Source organism: Flavobacterium sp. CAN_S2, from assembly GCF_015752255.1.
In the GTDB taxonomy this organism is placed as follows: Bacteria; Bacteroidota; Bacteroidia; order Flavobacteriales; family Flavobacteriaceae; genus Flavobacterium.
This window is the reverse complement of sequence record NZ_JADOVA010000002.1, coordinates 390,153-409,419: the sequence shown is the minus strand read 5'-3', so window position 1 is coordinate 409,419 and position 19,267 is coordinate 390,153. Positions and strand designations below refer to the sequence as shown.

The 19,267-nt window shown below is 33.9% G+C and carries 16 protein-coding genes and 3 tRNA genes; 13 read left to right on the top strand and 6 right to left on the bottom strand.

From position 1 onward, the window contains the following. The first annotated feature begins 324 nt into the window (after nt 1-324). The 5 genes from IWX80_RS09620 (at nt 325) to IWX80_RS09600 (ending at nt 5,438) form a co-directional block, all read left to right on the top strand. A complete protein-coding gene (locus tag IWX80_RS09620; protein ID WP_196853241.1) occupies nt 325-1,269 on the top strand; it encodes a zinc metalloprotease in 945 nt (314 codons plus the stop codon). Nucleotides 1,270-1,567: 298 nt separating this feature from the next. Next, the gene (locus IWX80_RS09615) at nt 1,568-2,515 is read left to right on the top strand and encodes a zinc metalloprotease (RefSeq protein ID WP_196853240.1); all 948 of its coding nucleotides are present in this window, start codon (nt 1,568-1,570) and stop codon (nt 2,513-2,515) included. A gap of 78 nt (nt 2,516-2,593) precedes the next feature. Then, nucleotides 2,594-3,685 carry an AI-2E family transporter gene (locus IWX80_RS09610; protein WP_196853239.1) on the top strand — a complete coding sequence of 364 codons (1,092 nt, stop codon included), beginning with the start codon at nt 2,594-2,596 and terminating at the stop codon, nt 3,683-3,685. 11 nt (nt 3,686-3,696) lie between these two features. Next, the gene (locus IWX80_RS09605) at nt 3,697-4,869 is read left to right on the top strand and encodes a THUMP-like domain-containing protein (protein WP_442899837.1); all 1,173 of its coding nucleotides are present in this window, start codon (nt 3,697-3,699) and stop codon (nt 4,867-4,869) included. A 2-nt stretch (nt 4,870-4,871) separates the two neighbouring features. Then, nucleotides 4,872-5,438, top strand: a complete 567-nt coding sequence (locus tag IWX80_RS09600; protein ID WP_196853238.1) for a hypothetical protein — start codon at nt 4,872-4,874, stop codon at nt 5,436-5,438. 4 nt (nt 5,439-5,442) lie between these two features. Here IWX80_RS09600 and ddpX read toward each other — a convergent pair whose 3' ends face one another. From ddpX to IWX80_RS09580, 4 genes are all read right to left on the bottom strand, one after another. Beyond that, nucleotides 5,443-6,102: a D-alanyl-D-alanine dipeptidase gene (gene ddpX / locus IWX80_RS09595; RefSeq protein WP_196853237.1), complete on the bottom strand. Its 660-nt coding sequence runs from the start codon at nt 6,100-6,102 to the stop codon at nt 5,443-5,445. 94 nt (nt 6,103-6,196) lie between these two features. Then, nucleotides 6,197-6,270, bottom strand: a tRNA-Arg gene (locus tag IWX80_RS09590). Nucleotides 6,271-6,292: 22 nt separating this feature from the next. Next, nucleotides 6,293-6,367 (bottom strand) — tRNA-Pro (locus tag IWX80_RS09585). 22 nt (nt 6,368-6,389) lie between these two features. Continuing rightward, nucleotides 6,390-6,473, bottom strand: a tRNA-Ser gene (locus IWX80_RS09580). Nucleotides 6,474-6,701: 228 nt separating this feature from the next. Between IWX80_RS09580 and IWX80_RS09575 the strand changes: the two genes are divergently transcribed. After that, entirely contained in the window at nt 6,702-7,880 is a 1,179-nt protein-coding gene (locus tag IWX80_RS09575) for an acetyl-CoA C-acyltransferase (RefSeq protein WP_196853236.1), read from the top strand. 70 nt (nt 7,881-7,950) lie between these two features. Beyond that, nucleotides 7,951-8,712, top strand: coding sequence for a C40 family peptidase (locus tag IWX80_RS09570; protein ID WP_196853235.1), 762 nt, complete (start codon nt 7,951-7,953; stop codon nt 8,710-8,712). 50 nt (nt 8,713-8,762) lie between these two features. Here IWX80_RS09570 and IWX80_RS09565 read toward each other — a convergent pair whose 3' ends face one another. Together IWX80_RS09565 and gyrA are read right to left on the bottom strand one after the other, a co-directional pair. Continuing rightward, the gene (locus IWX80_RS09565; protein ID WP_196853234.1) at nt 8,763-10,031 is read right to left on the bottom strand and encodes a tetratricopeptide repeat protein; all 1,269 of its coding nucleotides are present in this window, start codon (nt 10,029-10,031) and stop codon (nt 8,763-8,765) included. A 46-nt stretch (nt 10,032-10,077) separates the two neighbouring features. Then, nucleotides 10,078-12,699, bottom strand: coding sequence for a DNA gyrase subunit A (gyrA, locus tag IWX80_RS09560; RefSeq protein ID WP_196853233.1), 2,622 nt, complete (start codon nt 12,697-12,699; stop codon nt 10,078-10,080). Between the two features lie 256 nt (nt 12,700-12,955). Here gyrA and IWX80_RS09555 point away from each other — a divergent pair, with 256 nt between their 5' ends. From IWX80_RS09555 to IWX80_RS09530, 6 genes are all read left to right on the top strand, one after another. Next, complete coding sequence (locus IWX80_RS09555) at nt 12,956-15,502, top strand: ATP-dependent Clp protease ATP-binding subunit (RefSeq protein ID WP_196853232.1); 2,547 nt, start codon at nt 12,956-12,958, stop codon at nt 15,500-15,502. Between the two features lie 137 nt (nt 15,503-15,639). Then, entirely contained in the window at nt 15,640-17,022 is a 1,383-nt protein-coding gene (gene rimK, locus IWX80_RS09550) for a 30S ribosomal protein S6--L-glutamate ligase (RefSeq protein ID WP_196853231.1), read from the top strand. 85 nt (nt 17,023-17,107) lie between these two features. Next, nucleotides 17,108-17,623: a DUF421 domain-containing protein gene (locus IWX80_RS09545; RefSeq protein ID WP_196853230.1), complete on the top strand. Its 516-nt coding sequence runs from the start codon at nt 17,108-17,110 to the stop codon at nt 17,621-17,623. A 59-nt stretch (nt 17,624-17,682) separates the two neighbouring features. After that, on the top strand, nt 17,683-18,567 hold the full coding sequence (locus IWX80_RS09540) for a pirin family protein (protein ID WP_196853229.1): 885 nt from the start codon (nt 17,683-17,685) through the stop codon (nt 18,565-18,567). A gap of 2 nt (nt 18,568-18,569) precedes the next feature. Further along, nucleotides 18,570-18,962: an OsmC family protein gene (locus IWX80_RS09535; protein ID WP_196853228.1), complete on the top strand. Its 393-nt coding sequence runs from the start codon at nt 18,570-18,572 to the stop codon at nt 18,960-18,962. Between the two features lie 6 nt (nt 18,963-18,968). Further along, nucleotides 18,969-19,250 carry a GNAT family N-acetyltransferase gene (locus tag IWX80_RS09530; protein ID WP_196853227.1) on the top strand — a complete coding sequence of 94 codons (282 nt, stop codon included), beginning with the start codon at nt 18,969-18,971 and terminating at the stop codon, nt 19,248-19,250. Nucleotides 19,251-19,267: the final 17 nt, after the last annotated feature.

Sequence of the window (19,267 nt, the reverse complement as noted above, 5' to 3'; positions counted from 1 at the left end):
TTAAAAATCTAAATTAATGATAATTTCAAACAAGTAACTCATTAATATATTCCAAATAAATTAGCGTATTATAAGAATAAATTACAATAATGGTCACAAATCATTAAATTATAAATACAAAAAGAAATATTTTTTCTATGGAAGAAAATTTAAAATATAAGAAAATACTTAAAAAATTAAAAAATCTAATTTTACGGAAACCCGTAAAATGTGAGGGTTAGAAATTATTTCATAAAAAAGTTAAGCAATTATTTTTTTTATGAAAAATTTGTTATAAAATTGTGAAATAATTAACCAAATCTATTAATTTATAACAAATTTATTATGAAAAAAATTCTTTTATCTGCTGCTGCATTATTAATGCTTTTTTCTTGTCAGAATGACACAACGGAAACTACTCCAGAAGCAAGCGCAGCATCACAACGTGGTTGTGCTTCACAAGAAGTTCTAGCAGCACAAATGAAGGCTGATCCATCTTTAGCTTTAAGAATGAATAAAATTGAAGCTTTTACTGAAAAAGCGATGTTAACTGGACGTTTAGTAAATGGTAAAGTAGAAATTCCAGTGGTAGTAAATGTTTTATACAGAACTGCTGCAGAAAATATTTCTTTGGCTCAAATTCAATCTCAAATTGATGTGTTAAATAAAGATTTTAATGCTTTGAATTCAGATTACTCTTCAGTTCCAACTTTATTCTCAGGCGTAAAAGCAAATGTTGGAATTACATTTGTATTACAAAATGTAGTAAGAAGATCCACAACTACATCATCATGGTCTACTAATGACGCTATGAAAAAATCAGCAAAAGGAATTGCTCCAACTACACCAACTACTGTTTTAAACATGTGGTCATGTAATATGGGTGGTGGTATTCTTGGTTATGCACAATTTCCTGGAGGAGCTTCTGCTACTGACGGAGTTGTAATTGACAACAATGCTTTTGGAACTACAGGTACTGCAGCTGCACCATTTAACTTAGGAAGAACAGCTACTCACGAAGTAGGTCACTGGATGAACTTACGCCACATTTGGGGTGATGCAACTTGTGGAAGTGATTTAGTTTCTGATACACCTACGCATAACACTGCAAATTACGGTATCCCTGCTTATCCTCATTACAGCACTTGTACTGGTACTCCAGTAGAAATGACAATGAACTACATGGATTATACTGATGATGCTGGAATGTACATGTTCTCTAACGGTCAAAAATCTAGAATGGCTGCTTTATTTGTTTCAGGTGGAGCAAGAGCAAGTTTCGGAATATAATTTTATTTTAAAATCATTTGAAAGAGGTGATCTAAAAAGTCACCTCTTTTTAATTTTAGGCATTTTGACTCTATTTTTCAACAAATTAATAGCTGCTTCTCAACTGGATAAATTACTATTATTTTTTAAAGTATTGTATGCTGTTATTTAGAACAATAAAGCTGAACCATTAAAGATTCTTACCCTAAAAGAATTGTTCCAAGTCCTTTTCTGAATTATTCCTTTAATTAAAAAATATAGAAAATTGCTAAAATTTATAAACAATTAACCAAAACCATTACTATAGAACAAATTTATTATGAAAAAAATTCTTTTATCTGCTGTAGCATTATTGATGCTTTTTTCTTGTCAAAATGACACAACAGAAATTACTCCATCAGCTGATGCAATTGCAAAACGTGGTTGCGCATCTCAAGAGGTGTTAGCTGCCCAAATGAAGGCTGATCCAACTTTAGCCTTAAGAATGAACGAAATTGAAGCATTTACACAAAAAGCAATGTCAACAGGCCGTTTAGTAAACGGAAAAATTCAAATTCCTGTAGTAGTGAACGTACTTTATAGAACAACAGCTGAAAATATTTCATTAGCTCAAATTCAATCACAAATTGATGTTTTAAATAAAGATTTTAATGCAACGAATTCCGATTTTAATCAAGTTCCTTCTTTATTTTCAGGTGTAAAAGCGAACGTAGGAATCTCTTTTGTACTAGAAGCTGTTTACAGAAAAGCAACTACTAAAACTTCTTGGGGAACTAACGATGCAATGAAAATTACTTCTCAAGGCGGAATTGCTCCAACATCTCCAACTACTAAGATGAACCTTTGGGCTTGTACTATCGGTGGAGGAATCTTAGGCTATGCACAATTTCCTGGTGGATCATCTTCTACTGATGGTGTTGTAATTGATTCTAAATACTTAGGAAATACTGGTACAGCCGTATACCCTTTCAACTTAGGAAGAACTGCAACACATGAAGTGGGTCACTGGATGAACTTACGCCATATTTGGGGTGATGCAACTTGTGGTAGTGATTTAGTATCTGACACACCAACTCACAATGCTGCAAATTCTGGAGTTCCTGCTTACCCACATTACAGTACTTGTTCAGGTACGCCAGTAGAAATGACTATGAATTACATGGATTATACTGACGATAGAGGAATGTACATGTTCTCTAATGGACAAAAATCAAGAATGGCTGCTGTTTTTGTATCTGGTGGATCAAGAGCTAGTTTCAGATTATAATTTTTTAGATTTTTTTTGAAATTAAAACTCGCTACATGTTAGCGAGTTTTTTTTATATTTACAATCTAAAATAGAAACATGATTACATCAAAAACCATTTCAAACGGGATTCTTAGAGCATTATTAACACTAACTTTCTGTGGCTTAGTCTTGTTCTTTTTTTACCAAATTCAATCCGTATTGATTTATCTTGTTGTATCATTCATACTCACATTAATAGGAAATCCCATTTTGGACTTTTTTAAAAAGCGATTGAAATTCAATCATATTGTTGCAACGATAGCAACGTTGTTTATTTTCATATTAATCATTTTTGGTTTTATAATGATGTTTGTTCCATTAGTTTTATCTCAAGGACAAAACCTTTCGCTTCTTAACACCGCTGAAATTGAAAAAAACATTCTTGAGTTAATCAGTCAAATAACCGTTTTCCTAGATGCTCACCAAATTGATTCTGCTCAAGTATTAAAAGAAGCAAACATAACATCTAAAATAAACTTTAATTTCATTCCTAACTTTTTAAACACAATTTTGGGCACACTAAGTAGTTTAGGCGTTGGATTAGGTTCGGTTTTATTTATTACTTTTTTCTTTTTAAAAGACAGACTCATGTTCATTGTAGGAGCAAAAAAACTAATCCCTAACAGCCATGAGGATCAAATATTACATTCATTAGAAAAAATCAATCATTTGTTATCACGCTATTTCATTGGCTTACTGATTCAATTATTCATCGTATTCCTTTTATATCTTATTGTGTTATTCATTTTTGGAGTTCCTAACGCACTTGTCATTGCCTTTTTATGTGCAGTTTTGAACATTATCCCATATATTGGACCGCTTATAGCATCAGTTTTAGCGGCGATTCTAACCATGTTAAGCAATCTGGGAAGTGATTTTCAATCTGAAATTTTACCTACCACCATCTATGTTTTAATTGGATTTTGGATTGTTCAAATTATCGATAACAATTTATCCCAGCCCATCATTTTTTCTAAAAGTGTAAGTTCACATCCGCTGGAAATATTCCTGGTTATCTTAATTGCAGGATTCCTATTTGGAATATTAGGAATGGTTATAGCAGTTCCTTTTTACACCATAATTAAGGTCATGGGTAAAGAATTTTTCCCGGAAAACAAAATAATCATGTTATTAACTAAAGATATTTAATGTTGGATTTAATGCTTTTAAATCCCGAAATACAAGCATTTATCAATGCGAATATTGGCACGAGCATTTCGAAATTAGCGCTTCAAAAAAATCCATTTCCTGAGGTGGATTGGATTCGTATTTTGAATCAAATTGAAGCCAAATCAAAAGCAAAAGATAAATTACCGAATTGGTTTGCTACCAAAAATATTATTTATCCAAGTAAAATCTCAATAGAACAAACTTCATCCCAAAAAACAGCTCAATACAAAGCTTCCATTGTTTCTGGCGAAAGTTTAATTGATTTAACGGGAGGTTTTGGTGTAGACGATTATTATTTTATAGAAAAAATAAAGAATGTCGCCCATTGCGAAATCAATTTAGAATTATCAGCAGTTGTAAAACATAATTTCGAACAATTAAATGTTTCAAATATTACTTGTTATTCAGGTGATAGTTTAGATACTTTACAAATTTTAAATAAAAAATGGGACTGGATTTACATTGATCCATCCAGACGAAATGATGCCAAAGGAAAAGTATTTCTGCTAAAAGATTGCTTGCCTAATGTTCCTGAAAATTTAGATTTTTATTTTAAAAATACTGAGGCAATTTTAATAAAAACTGCTCCATTGCTGGACATTTCAGCCGGATTATCTGAATTACAACATGTAAAAACAATTCATATTGTAGCCTTCGATAACGAAGTTAAAGAATTACTATGGGAAATCCACAAATCTTTTTCTGGCAATACAACTATAAAAACAATAAACATAACAAAAGATAAATCAGACACTTTTGAATTTATTTTGAATGAAGAATCTAATTCTTCAAAGTTCAGTTTGCCACAAAAATATCTTTACGAACCCAACAGCGCGATAATGAAATCCGGCGGATTCGATGCTGTGAGTTCCTTTTACAACTTAAATAAACTTCACAAACACTCCCATTTATACACTTCGACTGAAATCAAATCTTTTCCAGGGCGTGTTTTTGAAATTCAAAAAATTTTATCGTACAACAAATCGGAAATGAAATCCTTTTTAGAAAACACACAAGCAAATATAACCACACGAAATTTTCCAGATGGTGTAGAAAGTATTCGGAAAAAATGGAAAATTAAAGACGGAGGAAATAGCTATTGTTTTTTCACAACCGATGAAAATAATCATAAAATTGTTTTAATTTGCACCAAAATATCATAAAAATGAAACATCTGATCACACTAACTTTATTTTTATTCTCCTTAAATATATTTGCTCAAAAACCTTGTGATTACAGTACAAACGTCACCGATTCTTTAGGTACTTACAAATCAACGAAGGACTACATGATCAGCGAGAAAAATTTTGCCGGAAATTCCAGTTATATTTTTTATTCTTTGGCATTAACAGATGATTTACCAACATTAAACGTACAAATTATCCAAAAAAGTAAAGACTTTTTGAAAGCGAATTGTTTTGATAAAAACTCCAAATTATATTTACAGTTAAATAATGGAAAAATAATCACGTTGATTCATATTGATCAAGAAAATTGCGGCACCATGATTCGTGATGAAAAAGGATTTGACAATAGAGTGAATTCAGGGATTTTCATGTTTATGAAAGACAGCTTTGAAGAGCTGAAAAAATCTCCTGTATCAATGATGCGAATTAAATATTTGACAGATACCGAAGATTATGTCTTCAAAAAAGAGTTTAAATCTGAACTAACAAACGAAACTTACAATCCCGAAACCTATTTCATTGAGTCCTTAAAATGTATTGAATAGATACTTATTTACATTTCCATTTAACATTTGAAACTTTATCATACAAACCGGATTTCAAATTGTAATGCCACCATTCTGAATCGAAAGAATTAAATCCACTGCTAGTCATAATGGTTTTCAATAGTAATCGGTTTTGTTTTACCTCTGCCGAAACATTTGGATAATTATGACTTGCTTCTATTCCAAAAAAATCGAAATCTGTTCCCATTGGCACTTCATTTCCATTACTGTCCACTAAAGTAATATCTACAGCTCCTCCTCTATTATGAATAGAACCTTTGGCAGGATTGGCCACATATTCTGGGTTAGAAACAATTTTCCACATTTTTTTTTGAATATCCAAAGGGCGGTAACAATCAAAAATTTTGATTTTATACCCTTTTTCCATGAATCTCAAATTGGCTTCCACAAGTGCAGTAACCGTTTTTAATCTTAAAAAACATTCCGCACAATCGTATACTTTTGATTTCAGGAAATTATCATCCGTCGCATACTTCATGTCATATTCAAAATCTTGACTATACTCTTTTAAATTTACAAATGTAGTATCATTGATAGTCACACTATTTTTTTCTTGAGTATCCACAATGATAGTTTGCGACTTGCAAGAAACAATACAAAAAAGAGAAGATAGAATTATAAATGGTTTGAAGTATGAAGTCATGAATACTATTTTTTATAAAAATAAAACTTTTTTTTGGGATTTTAGAAACTATAAAAAACAAAAAAACCGATACTAATAAAAGTATCGGTTTAAGTGAAGGCAGAAGGATTCGAACCTTCGACCGCCTGCTTAGAAGGCAGGTGCTCTATCCAGCTGAGCTATGCCTCCATTGCTCTTGGAAAAAAATTAGTCGGGGTGGCAGGATTCGAACCTGCGGCCTCCTGCTCCCAAAGCAGGCGCGATAACCGAGCTACGCTACACCCCGAAAAAAACAAAAAATCAAAAAGCGGAGGGACAGGGACTCGAACCCTGGCACCGATTACTCGATGACAGTTTAGCAAACTGCTCCATTACCACTCTGGCACCCCTCCAAGCTCAAGAAAACGTGTCCTGTTTTGCGGTTGCAAATTTAAGACATCTTTAGACTTCTCACAACTATTTGAAGGCTTTTTTTTAATCTTTTTTATCATTTTTATAAAAAAGCTTCACAATCAAACATATAGAATAAAAATAAATATAAAAAAGATAAACTCAGTATCAAAATATGAAATTGTATAAAAAAGTTTAAATTTGCTACATAAACTAACATTATGAAAGTCATGAACAAAAGAGTTGTTATCGTTTCTGCCGTTAGAACACCTATCGGAAGTTTTATGGGGGGATTGTCTACAGTTACCGCTCCAAGATTAGGTGCAGTTGCTATTAAAGGCGCAATGGACAAAATAAAATTAGATCCAAATTTAATTGATGAAGTATTTATGGGCAATGTAGTTCAAGCTGGCGTAGGACAAGCTCCTGCCAGACAAGCTGCAATTTTTGCCGGTTTACCCAATACCGTTGCCTGCACCACAGTAAATAAAGTATGTGCTTCAGGAATGAAGGCAGTTATGTTGGGCGCGCAAGCGATTCAATGTGGTGATGCCGAAATTGTGGTTGCCGGTGGGATGGAAAACATGAGTTTAATTCCACATTATATGCATTTAAGAAATGGAACTAAATTTGGTCCTGCATCCATGGTTGACGGAATGCAGAAAGATGGACTTACTGATGCTTACGATAACAGCGCTATGGGAGTGTGTGCTGACTTATGTGCTACAGAATATAACTTTACTCGTGAAGATCAAGATAACTTCGCAATTCAATCGTATGAGCGTAGTGCAAAAGCATGGGAATCTGGAAAATTTGACAATGAAGTTGTTCCTGTTCCTGTTGCACAAAGAAAAGGTGATCCTATCATCGTTTCTAAAGACGAAGAATTCTCTAATGTAAAATTAGACAAAATACCTTCATTGAATGCTGTTTTTACAAAAGACGGAACAGTAACTGCTGCAAACGCATCTACAATAAACGACGGTGCAGCAGCAGTAATCTTAATGAGTGAGGAAAAAGCTATCGCTTTAGGATTAAAACCTTTGGCATACATCAAAGGATATGCTGATGCGGCTCAGGAACCAAAATGGTTTACTACAAGCCCTGCAAAAGCAATTCCAAAAGCATTGGAAAAAGCAGGAATAGCGATTAGTGATGTTGATTATTTTGAATTTAATGAAGCATTTGCTGTTGTAGGTCTGGCTAATTCTAAAATTTTAGGCTTAGAGGACAACAAAGTAAATGTAAATGGTGGCGCTGTATCTTTAGGACACCCACTTGGTTGTTCAGGAGTTAGAATAATTGTTACTTTAATCAATGTTTTAGAACAAAATAATGGAACTATCGGCGCTGCTGCAATTTGCAATGGCGGTGGCGGTGCTTCGGCAATTGTAATCGAAAGAGCTTAAATATTTATAAAGTAAGGGTTATAAATTATAAACTTGTAACTCTTACTTTTTAACTACTAAAAAAACCTAAATGTTCGGAATTTGTAATCTAGCCATAATCCCGCTTCGCTTTGAACCGAGTGACAGAAGCGAAATCGTTTCTCAAGTTTTATTTGGTGAACATTTTGAAATTTTAGAACAATTGAGACAATGGTCCAGAATCAGGACGCAATACGACAGGTATGAAGGCTGGATAGATTCCAAACAATTACAACTGATTTCAGAAATTAGTTATCATCAATTATCTGCCGAAGCTACTATTTTAAATGCAGACTTAATTGAATATATCACTACACCAAACAATCTGCTGATACCAATTCCGCTTGGCTCTTGTTTATCTTTTCTGAATCATAACGAGATAAACACTTCTAATTTTGATTTTGAAGGAACTAAAACCAGTGGAGAAAAAAGCAAAGAAAACTTAATTAATACTGCCTTCATGTATTTGAATGCTCCATATCTTTGGGGAGGAAAAACTCCTTTTGGTATCGATTGTTCGGGTTTTAGTCAAATGGTATATAAACTCAATGGATTCAAATTACTTCGTGATGCTTCACAACAATCTGCTCAAGGAGAAGCCTTAAGTTTTATTGAAGAAAGCGAACCTGGTGATTTAGCTTTTTTTGATAATGAAGAAGGTAATATCATCCATGTAGGAATTATAATGGCTGATAACTACATCATTCATGCCAGCGGAAAAGTTCGAATAGATCGTTTGGATCATTTAGGAATTTTTAATGCTGAGACAAATAAGCATACACACAAATTAAGAGTCATTAAAAAAATTGTATAAAAAAACCTGTCTAAAATTAGACAGGTTTTTTTTGTACTTTAAAACAAATATTACATTTTCGCTTTCAATGCTTTGTATTCTGCAGTCATTTCTAATGCGCTGTAAACACCTAAAAGAGTTTTAGAAACATCTGAATTTTTTGAATCTAATTCAACCGCTTTTTCAAGATAAGGAATCGTTGCTTTAAAAAGCTCTTCTCTTTTCTTTTTTAATTCATCGTAACGCTTCATATCCTTTGCAGAAGTACCCAATTTGTTCATTTCATCAATAATCACTTTTTCATTCTCTAACTTCATTGCAGCTAGATTAATATAAGCATTGATGTATTTTGGGTTAATTTCAATAACTTTTTTGTAATATTTCTCTGCATCAGCAGTATTCTTAGCATTTGCACTTAATACTCCAAGGTTAAAAATCAATTCTACGTCGTTTGGATTTTTTTCCAATACTTCAGCAATTAACTTCTTATACATGTCAAAATCTTTTGTTTCTAAATAAAGATTAGCCTCTGTCAAAGTCAAAGAAGTATCCTCAGGATTTGCTAATCTCGCTTCAGAGATTGCTTTTTTAGCTTCCTCTGTCTTACCTTTTTCCACTAAAATCAAAGCCATATTCTTGTAAATTTCACCTCTTTTAGAAGGAACAACTTCAGTTCTAGGTTTCTCATGAGTCCCCAATTTTACCATTTTGTCTCTCTCCTGAGCAGTCGTAAAAAAATCTTCTTGAGTAGTTAACTTATTTACAGCAAAATAACTAGTTCCTTTTCCAGAATAGTTTAACGTTTTCAAATTATCATACAACTCAAGTGCTTTGTCATATTCTTTCGCATTTACATACGTTGAAGCAGCATAATATAAATTGATGGTGTCTTTTTTATCCAATAAATAAGCATCATATAATTTTTTAGCACTATCTGAATGCTTATCCAATTTTGAATCAGCAATTGCACCATTAATTAATTTAAATTTAATATCTGTAATGGAGGCTGCAGCTTGAGTTGAAAATTTTACTTTCCCAGAAGCTTTTTCAGCTGCAATTAAATCTTGATACGCTTTTGCAGCAAGCGAAAGATTCGTATTAGCATCAACATTCTTGTTTGCTAAATCCAATAAAGCGTTTCCTTTTACAAAGAAAAACTGTGCTTTTTCAGCATCTGGAGCATTCGCTATTAAAGATTCTGCTTCCATCAAAATGGTTACCGCCTCTTGGGATTTCCCACCTTTAAGCGCCTTTTCAGCTGCTTTAATTTGATCTTTTTGAGCAAAAGTAGCTACTGATATCAATAACGCTGATGCTAGTAATACATATTTACCTTTCATAATATTCTCTGTTTGTTTAATAATTATTCTTGTTTTTCTTTTTTAATTATGCTTCGTCGTCAGAATCGTCTTCTTCAGTTTCATCCTCAGTGTCATCTTCTTCGGTTTCATCTTCATCATCGTCCTCTTCTACACCTTCGTCCTCAAGAACTTCCAGAACCGGTTTCACTCTTTCGATAGCTTCAGATTCAACAATATTTCCGTTTTCATCAACAACCACTTCTGCAACATCGTCTTTCATAACTTTTGTAACTGCAGCAATCGAATCGTTTCCTTTGATATTAATCAATTTCACACCTTGTGTTGCACGTCCCATCACTCTTAAATCTTCAACAGCCATTCTGATTGTTAATCCAGATTTATTAATAATCATCAAATCGTCCGCATCAGTAACCGCATTAATAGAAATCAGTTTACCTGTTTTCTCGGTAATATTTAAGGTCTTAACTCCTTTACCGCCACGATTTGTGATTCGGTACTCATCAAGGCTAGAACGTTTTCCGTATCCATTTTCAGCAACTACTAATATTTCGCTGTTCATGTCATTTACAGTAACCATGCCAATAACTTCATCAGTATCATCTTTTAGTGTAATTCCGCGAACTCCTGAAGCTGTTCTTCCCATCGGACGCGTTTTAGTTTCTTCAAAACGAACTAGTTTTCCAGATTTTACAGCCAAAATAATTTGACTTTCACCATTGGTTAACTTCGCTTCCAATAATTCATCGCCATCTTTAATAGTGATTGCAGCAACTCCATTAACTCTAGGTTTAGAATATTTCTCTAAAGATGTTTTCTTAACCTGACCTTTTTTGGTTACCATAATAAGGTTATGGCTATTGATATAGTCTTTATCTTTTAAATCCTGAGTACAGATAAACGCTTTTACTTTATCGTCGCTTTCTATGTTGACCAAGTTTTGAATTGCTCTACCTTTAGCGGTTTTACTTCCTTCCGGTATTTCATAAACACGCATCCAGAAACATTTTCCTTTTTGAGTAAAGAACATCATATATTGATGATTAGTTGCCACAAACATGTGCTCTAAGAAATCCTGATCTCTTGTTCCTGCACTTTTTTGTCCAACTCCACCTCTATTCTGAGTTTTGTATTCCGTAAGATTAGTACGTTTGATATAACCTGCATGTGAAATGGTAATCACCACATTTTCATCGGCAATCAAATCTTCGATACTTACATCACCACCAGAATATTCAATTTGAGAACGACGCTCATCACCGTATTTATCACGAATTTCAGTCAATTCTTCCTTAATTAAAGCAATTCTCAAGTTTACATCCGCTAATAAAGCTTTCAAATGCTCTATTAACTTCATGATTTCGTCGTATTCTGTTCTTAACTTATCTTGTTCAAGACCTGTTAATTGACGCAAACGCATTTCTACAATAGCACGAGATTGAATATCTGATAATTTGAATCTTTCGATTAATTTTTCTCTTGCCTCTTCAGTACTTTTTGAAGCTTTAATTAAAGCAATTACTTCATCAATATTATCCGAAGCAATAATCAAACCTTCTAATATATGTGCTCTTGCTTCCGCTTTTTTCAATTCAAATTGCGTTCTGCGAGTCACTACATCGTGGCGGTGTTCGATAAAATAATGAATCAGATCTTTCAGATTCAACATTTGCGGACGTCCTTTTACGATGGCAATATTGTTTACACTAAACGAAGATTGTAATTGTGTAAATTTATAAAGTGTATTCAAAACTACGTTTGGTGTAGCATCACGTTTTAAAATATAAACGATACGCATCCCGTTTCTATCCGATTCATCTCGGATATTCGCAATTCCATCAATTTTTTTGTCATTTACCAAATCAGCCGTACGCTTAATCATATCGGCTTTATTGACTTGATACGGAATTTCGGTAACAATGATGCACTCACGACCATCCACTTCTTCAAAACCAACTTTGGCACGCATTACGACTCTACCTCTTCCTGTTTTGAAAGCTTCACGAACGCCTTCATATCCATATATTATACCACCAGTAGGAAAATCAGGAGCTTTGATATGCGTCATCAACTCGTCAACTTCAATATCATTATTATCCATGAAAGCTAACGTACCATTGATTACCTCAGTTAAATTGTGAGGTGGCATATTAGTCGCCATACCTACTGCAATTCCTGTTGCCCCATTTATTAATAAGGTAGGAACACGCGTTGGCATTACCGTTGGCTCTTCTAAAGTATCATCAAAATTTAATTTAAAATCAACCGTTTCTTTATCTATATCCGCTAATATTTCTTCCGAAATCTTACGCATTCTAGCCTCTGTATAACGCATTGCTGCAGGACTATCACCATCTACAGAACCAAAGTTACCCTGGCCATCAATCAATAAATAACGCATACTCCATTCTTGAGCCATACGAACCATGGCATCATAAACTGAGGTGTCACCGTGAGGGTGATATTTACCAAGAACTTCCCCAACAATTCTTGCGGACTTTTTGTGGGCTGATCTAGAGTTAACTCCTAAATCATGCATTCCAAATAGTACTCTTCGATGTACTGGTTTCAAGCCATCTCTAACATCTGGAAGCGCTCTTGATACAATTACTGACATCGAATAATCGATGTAAGCCGTTTTCATTTCATCTTCAATGTTAATAGGAATTAACTTTTCTCCTTCAGACATAAGTTGTTATATTAAATAATTATATTAGTTTCAAAACGTGCCAATATACGCTTTTTTGAAATTTTTAAACCAATTTTAAAACACTTATTTCAATGATTTATTAACAAATTAAACTTCGCTTTTCGTTAATAATTTAAGGGAAATTTAACTTTAATATTATGATTATTTTTGTCTCTTAGCTGACACGACTTCTTATAGGAACGGTTTTTGTTTTTCTATCACTAATTCACTAAATTTACGATATCAAATATATATTATGGATGATAATTTTTCACCAAGAGTAAAAGACGTTATTACTTACAGCAAGGAAGAAGCTTTGAGACTAGGACATGACTTTATAGGAACAGAACACTTAATGTTGGGTATTTTAAGAGACGGAAATGGTAAAGCAATTCAAATATTGAATAACCTGGATGTTGATTTAGACCACTTACGTAGAAAAGTGGAAATCCTTAGCCCTGCCAGCCCAAGCTTAGAAGTAAATGTTGAAAAGAAAAACCTACACTTGACAAGACAAGCAGAAAGAGCCTTGAAAACCACTTTTCTAGAAGCTAAAGTATTTCAAAGTTCTTCTATCAGCACCGCACATTTATTGCTGTGCATATTAAGAAACGAAAACGATCCAACAACCAAGCTACTTAATAAACTTAAAATTGATTATGATGTAGCTAAAGAACAATATCTAAACATGACTCCAAACGAAGAAGATTTTATAGAAAACTTGCCACGAAACGAATCGTATAATGACGATTCAGGACAAGATGACAGTCTCAAAGAAGGGACCTTTAACAATCCAGCCAATAAATCTAATAAAAAATCAAAAACACCAGTTTTAGATAATTTCGGTAGAGATTTAACAGAAATGGCTGAAGAAGGAAAACTAGATCCTGTTGTGGGGCGCGAGAAAGAAATTGAACGTGTTTCTCAAATTTTGAGCCGAAGAAAAAAGAACAATCCATTACTTATTGGAGAACCTGGAGTGGGAAAATCAGCTATTGCTGAAGGTTTAGCGTTGCGAATTATTCAGAAAAAAGTATCTCGTACTTTATTCAATAAACGTGTCGTAACTTTGGATTTGGCGAGTCTGGTTGCCGGTACAAAATACCGAGGACAATTTGAAGAACGCATGAAAGCGGTAATGAATGAACTGGAAAAAAATGATGATATCATTCTTTTCATAGATGAAATTCATACAATTGTAGGTGCCGGTGGCGCAACAGGTTCATTAGATGCTTCTAACATGTTCAAACCTGCATTAGCTCGTGGAGAGATTCAATGTATTGGTGCTACAACATTAGACGAATACAGACAATACATAGAAAAAGATGGGGCATTAGAAAGACGTTTTCAAAAAATAATTGTGGAACCTACATCAGTTTCCGAAACAATTACAATTTTGAATAATATCAAAAACAAATACGAAGATCATCACAATGTTACCTACACACAGGAAGCAATTGAAGCTTGTGTAAAATTAACGGATAGATATATGTCGGAACGTTTCTTGCCGGACAAAGCTATTGATGCGTTAGACGAAGCGGGTTCAAGAGTTCACATTACCAATATTGAAGTTCCTAAACAAATTTTAGATCTCGAACGTCAATTAGAGGATGTTCGTGAATTGAAAAATGTTGTAGTGAAAAAACAAAAATACGAAGAGGCTGCTAAACTTCGTGATGATGAAAAGCGTATTGAAAAAGACTTAGCAATCGCCCAAGAACAATGGGAAGAAGATGCTAAAAATAACCGAATTGAAGTTACCGAGGATAATGTTGCTGATGTTGTTTCTATGATGAGCGGAATTCCTGTGAATCGTATTGCGCAAACAGAAAGCAATAAACTGGCTAAACTTCCAGAACTAATTGAAGGTAAAGTTATTGGACAAAAAGAAGCGGTAATGAAAATTGCTCGTTCTATCCAAAGAAATCGTGCCGGATTGAAAGATCCGAATCGTCCAATTGGTTCTTTCATATTCTTGGGACAAACCGGTGTTGGTAAAACGCAATTGGCGAAAGTTTTGGCTAAAGAATTATTCGATTCTGAAGATGCATTGATTCGTATTGACATGAGTGAATACATGGAGAAATTTGCGATTTCTCGTTTAGTTGGAGCTCCTCCGGGATATGTAGGATATGAAGAAGGTGGTCAATTAACAGAAAAAGTTCGTAGAAAACCATATTGTGTTGTTTTATTGGATGAGATTGAAAAAGCGCATCCTGATGTTTTCAATATGCTATTGCAAGTTTTGGATGACGGTTATTTGACAGACAGTTTAGGTCGAAAAATTGATTTCAAAAACACTATAATTATCATGACTTCAAATGTTGGAGCCAGACAATTAAAAGATTTTGGACAAGGAGTAGGTTTTGGAACTGCTGCCAAAGTAGCTCAGGCTGACGATAATTCGAAAAGCATCATTGAAAACGCATTGAAAAAAACTTTTGCTCCTGAATTCTTAAATAGAATTGATGATGTAATTGTTTTCAATGCTTTGGAGAAACATGATATCGATTTGATTATCGAAATCGAATTGAAAAAATTATTTGCTCGTGTTGCTGAATTAGGATATCAATTGAATCTTTCTGATAAAGCTAAAGCTTTTATTGCAGAGAAAGGTTTCGATAGACAATTTGGCGCAAGACCACTAAAAAGAGCCATTCAGAAATATGTTGAAGATGCGCTTGCCGAAGAAATCATCACTTCGAAAATTAGCTCTGGAGATGAGATTTTCATGGATATTGAAGATGGCGCTCAAGAATTAACTGTTCAAGTTCATAAGGCAGGAGAACCAACAAACCTATAATTATTAAGCAATTATCGTGTAATAAACCCGTTACGTTTTTATAACATAACGGGTTTATTCTTTACAGCAAATACCCTTTTTTTAAAAACAAATATTTACATTTGAGTTTTAAAAAAAAGATTTAATAAAATTAATTTATGTCAGATAACAAAGTTATTCTAGGTAGTGAAGAATGGTGTTCTTTTCCAGAATTAGGAATTCCTACTATTAAAGCCCGAGTAGATTCGGGTGCAAAAACATCTGCTCTACATGCTATAAACATTGCTCCATTCATTAAAAATGAAAGCAATTGGGTAAAATTTGACATTAACCCGATTCAAAATAATTTAAAAACGGTAATTCATTGTGAAGCACCTTTAATTGATAAACGGATTGTTAAAAGTTCCAGTGGTTTTAGAGAACAACGTTATGTAATTCAAACAAATCTACAAATTGGAAGTTCTCAGTGGCCAATAGAAATGACATTGACTAATCGAGATTCTATGGGTTTCAGAATGCTTTTAGGTCGTGAAGCCATGAGTGGAAGAGTTCTAGTTGATCCCGAACAAAAATATCTTTTGGGGCAACCTACAACTGACACATTAAAAGAATTATATAAAAATTCGGAAAAAGCGAGTTCTGGTTTACGAATCGGACTTTTAGCCAGTAATCCTGAATTATACAGCAACAAGCGTATCATGGAAGCTGGTGAAATGCGTGGTCACGAAATGCACTTCCTGAACATGAAGGAATGCTACATGAAACTGGATGCAAAAACACCAGAAATTCATTATCGTGGTGGAAAAATACTAAATCAATTTGACGCCATCATACCGAGAATCAGGCCTAGTATCACTTTTTACGGATGCGCATTGACACGACAATTTGAAGCCTTAAAAGTGTATTGTTTGAATTCATCGAATGCCATTACACAATCCCGAGATAAATTGTATTCATTACAATTGTTATTAAATCACGGTGTAGAAATTCCTACGACTGGTTTCGCTAATTCCCCTTTAGATACTGATGACTTGATAAAAATGGTTGGAGGTTCTCCTTTAATCGTAAAATTACTCGAAGGAACCCAAGGAAAAGGAGTCGTATTAGCAGAAACGAAAAAGGCAGCAGAAAGTGTAATAAATGCTTTCAAAAGCTTAAATGCCAATATATTAGTTCAAGAATTTATCAAAGAAGCCAACGGAAAAGACATTCGTTGTTTTGTAATTGATGGAAAAGTTGTTGCCGCTATTCAGCGTGAAGCAATGCCAGGCGAATTTAGAGCCAACATTCATCTTGGAGGAACAGCATCGGTTATAAAAGTTACTGCAGAAGAAAAACGTATTGCCATAAAAGCTACGAAAGCTATGGATTTGAAAGTAGCAGGTGTTGACATCATTCGTTCTTCTAAAGGGCCTTTGTTACTGGAAGTAAATTCATCACCAGGATTAGAAGGAATTGAAGGCGCTACTAATAAAGATATTGCCGGCGAAATGATCAAAGCAATTGAAAAAAACTTCAAACAAAAAACAGATTTAAAATAGTTTTATACCAACCTTAAATTTGTAAAAAATTTATTTAAGTTTTAGTCATTCTTAAAGTTAAAAACAAAATAGTAAACCTAAAAAAATGAACGAGTACTTTGCTATAATTCTTCGCAGTAGTGCCGTTTATTTTTTTATGGTTATAGCTTTACGACTTTTTGGCAAGAAAGAATTGTCTCAATTGAACACTGCTGATGTGATATTAATTCTGCTCATCAGTAACTCCGTTCAAAATGCAATGGTAGGAAACGATACCAGTTTATGGGGAGGCTTAGCGGCGGCTTCAGTCCTTTTTACCATCAATTTTATTTTAAAAAAATTAATGTTTAAATATCCTAAATTTAGCGATTTCATGCAAGAAAAACCAGAAATCCTGATACACGATGGAAATCTTGATTTTAAAACTTTAAGCAAATTAAATATCACATCTGATGAATTGAAAGAAGCCATGCGCGAACATGGAATCGAATATTTTAAAGATGTAAAACTCGCAATGTTAGAAATTGATGGAAATATCAGCATAATTTCGGGCAACCAAAATTTAAAACAAACCTATCACAAGCGGAAACACATCCACAAAACTTTAAGCGGAATAAACTAAAGGAAATAGTAAACACAAAGTCAATTTTCGTTATTTTTAGATTTAAAAAAGCACTTGATATGTCAAATATAAAACTAATTATAGAAGAACGTCCGAGTAATATTGGCAACTTTATGGTGGGACGATTACTTCCTTTTCGTCAAAAAAGAATGGTTGGACCTTTTGCATTCATCGATCACATGGGACCTTCTTGCATGAGCGAATACGAAAATTTAGATGTTCCCCCACATCCACATATTGGGCTTTCCACGCTAACCTATCTGTTTGAAGGAAGCATTATGCACCGAGATAGTTTGGGCACGGAAATGGAAATTAAACCCGGACAAATCAATTGGATGACTGCAGGAAAAGGAATCGTCCACTCAGAACGAACTCCGGAGTATTTGCGAAGTTCAGATAAAATGTTGCACGGACTTCAAATTTGGGTGGCATTACCAAAAGAGCTGGAAGAAATGGAACCTTCGTTTTTTCACGTTCCTGAAAACCAAATTCCAGAATGGGAAATAGACAACATAGCTTATAAACTGATCGCGGGAGAAATACTTGGCAGAAAATCTCCTGTCCCAGTTTACAGTCCGCTTTACCTCTTAGAATTAAAAAGCACCACGGCACAAACGGTAACAATTGGCGAGCATTTATTTGGCGAAAGCGCTTTGTATATTTTAGAAGGCAGTATCGAAAGTAAAGAAAATGTTTTTGGTCCAAAGCAAATTTTAATTGCCAAAGACAGCAAACTTTGTACATTTGAAATGGCCGCGAACACGACTATTTATATTTTTGGAGGAGAACCTTTTCCAGAAGAACGTACTATCTATTGGAATTTTGTGGCTTCAACTAAAGAATTGATTGAACAAGCCAAAGAAAAATGGTTGTCACAAACGTTTGATAAAGTTCCTGGTGAAACTGAATTTGTTCCACTTCCGGAGCAAATTAAAAAACAATAAATATGAATAAGATCAAAGCAAATATTGGCACTGAACTGTACAAAACAGAAATAGAATCAGAAACAAATTTGATTATTTCTGATGAGCCTAAAAGCAGCGGAGGGCAAGATTTAGGCTTTGCGCCAAATGAATTATTGGCATCCTCATTAGCAGCTTGCACAGCAATCACTTTGCGCATGTATGCGAATAGAAAAGGTTGGGAATTAACCGATGTTAAAGTTGAAGTAAGTTTTGAAACAAACTCAGTGGAAAACAAATTCAAAATAGTTCGCGATATTCAATTACTTGGAAATTTAGATGAGGATCAACAAGCGCGATTATTAATCATTGCAGATAAATGCCCGATACACAAAATTTTAACCAATCCTATCGAAATAACTACCGAATTAAATTAGAAAGCTATGACAATAGAACATTTCAACGAAACAAAAAACGGTCATTTTAAAGCAATTGCTAATGAAATTGAAGCTGGAAGAATGACTTATACTTGGGCAGGAACAGATAAGTTTATTATTGACCATACAGAAGTAAACCCTGATTTTGCAGGACAAAGCGTTGGCAAAAAAATGGTATTAGAAGCTGTACAATATGCCCGAGAAAACAATCTTAAAATTTTGCCTCTATGTCCTTTTGCGAAAAGCGTATTTGATAAAACTACAGAAATACAAGATCTATTGTTTTAATAAAATAGAATTTTTAG

What these genes read in the sequence shown, in the direction of transcription:
- rimK (WP_196853231.1), top strand. Translation starts at nt 15,640, where the DNA reads ATGTCAGATAACAAAGTTATTCTAGGTAGTGAAGAATGGTGTTCTTTT.
- IWX80_RS09545 (WP_196853230.1), top strand. Translation starts at nt 17,108, where the DNA reads ATGAACGAGTACTTTGCTATAATTCTTCGCAGTAGTGCCGTTTATTTT.
- IWX80_RS09565 (WP_196853234.1), bottom strand. Translation starts at nt 10,031, where the DNA reads ATGAAAGGTAAATATGTATTACTAGCATCAGCGTTATTGATATCAGTA.
- IWX80_RS09530 (WP_196853227.1), top strand. Translation starts at nt 18,969, where the DNA reads ATGACAATAGAACATTTCAACGAAACAAAAAACGGTCATTTTAAAGCA.
- IWX80_RS09555 (WP_196853232.1), top strand. Translation starts at nt 12,956, where the DNA reads ATGGATGATAATTTTTCACCAAGAGTAAAAGACGTTATTACTTACAGC.
- IWX80_RS09540 (WP_196853229.1), top strand. Translation starts at nt 17,683, where the DNA reads ATGTCAAATATAAAACTAATTATAGAAGAACGTCCGAGTAATATTGGC.
- IWX80_RS09620 (WP_196853241.1), top strand. Translation starts at nt 325, where the DNA reads ATGAAAAAAATTCTTTTATCTGCTGCTGCATTATTAATGCTTTTTTCT.
- IWX80_RS09575 (WP_196853236.1), top strand. Translation starts at nt 6,702, where the DNA reads ATGAACAAAAGAGTTGTTATCGTTTCTGCCGTTAGAACACCTATCGGA.
- IWX80_RS09610 (WP_196853239.1), top strand. Translation starts at nt 2,594, where the DNA reads ATGATTACATCAAAAACCATTTCAAACGGGATTCTTAGAGCATTATTA.
- gyrA (WP_196853233.1), bottom strand. Translation starts at nt 12,699, where the DNA reads ATGTCTGAAGGAGAAAAGTTAATTCCTATTAACATTGAAGATGAAATG.
- IWX80_RS09570 (WP_196853235.1), top strand. Translation starts at nt 7,951, where the DNA reads ATGTTCGGAATTTGTAATCTAGCCATAATCCCGCTTCGCTTTGAACCG.
- IWX80_RS09535 (WP_196853228.1), top strand. Translation starts at nt 18,570, where the DNA reads ATGAATAAGATCAAAGCAAATATTGGCACTGAACTGTACAAAACAGAA.
- IWX80_RS09600 (WP_196853238.1), top strand. Translation starts at nt 4,872, where the DNA reads ATGAAACATCTGATCACACTAACTTTATTTTTATTCTCCTTAAATATA.
- ddpX (WP_196853237.1), bottom strand. Translation starts at nt 6,102, where the DNA reads ATGACTTCATACTTCAAACCATTTATAATTCTATCTTCTCTTTTTTGT.
- IWX80_RS09615 (WP_196853240.1), top strand. Translation starts at nt 1,568, where the DNA reads ATGAAAAAAATTCTTTTATCTGCTGTAGCATTATTGATGCTTTTTTCT.
- IWX80_RS09605 (WP_442899837.1), top strand. Translation starts at nt 3,697, where the DNA reads ATGCTTTTAAATCCCGAAATACAAGCATTTATCAATGCGAATATTGGC.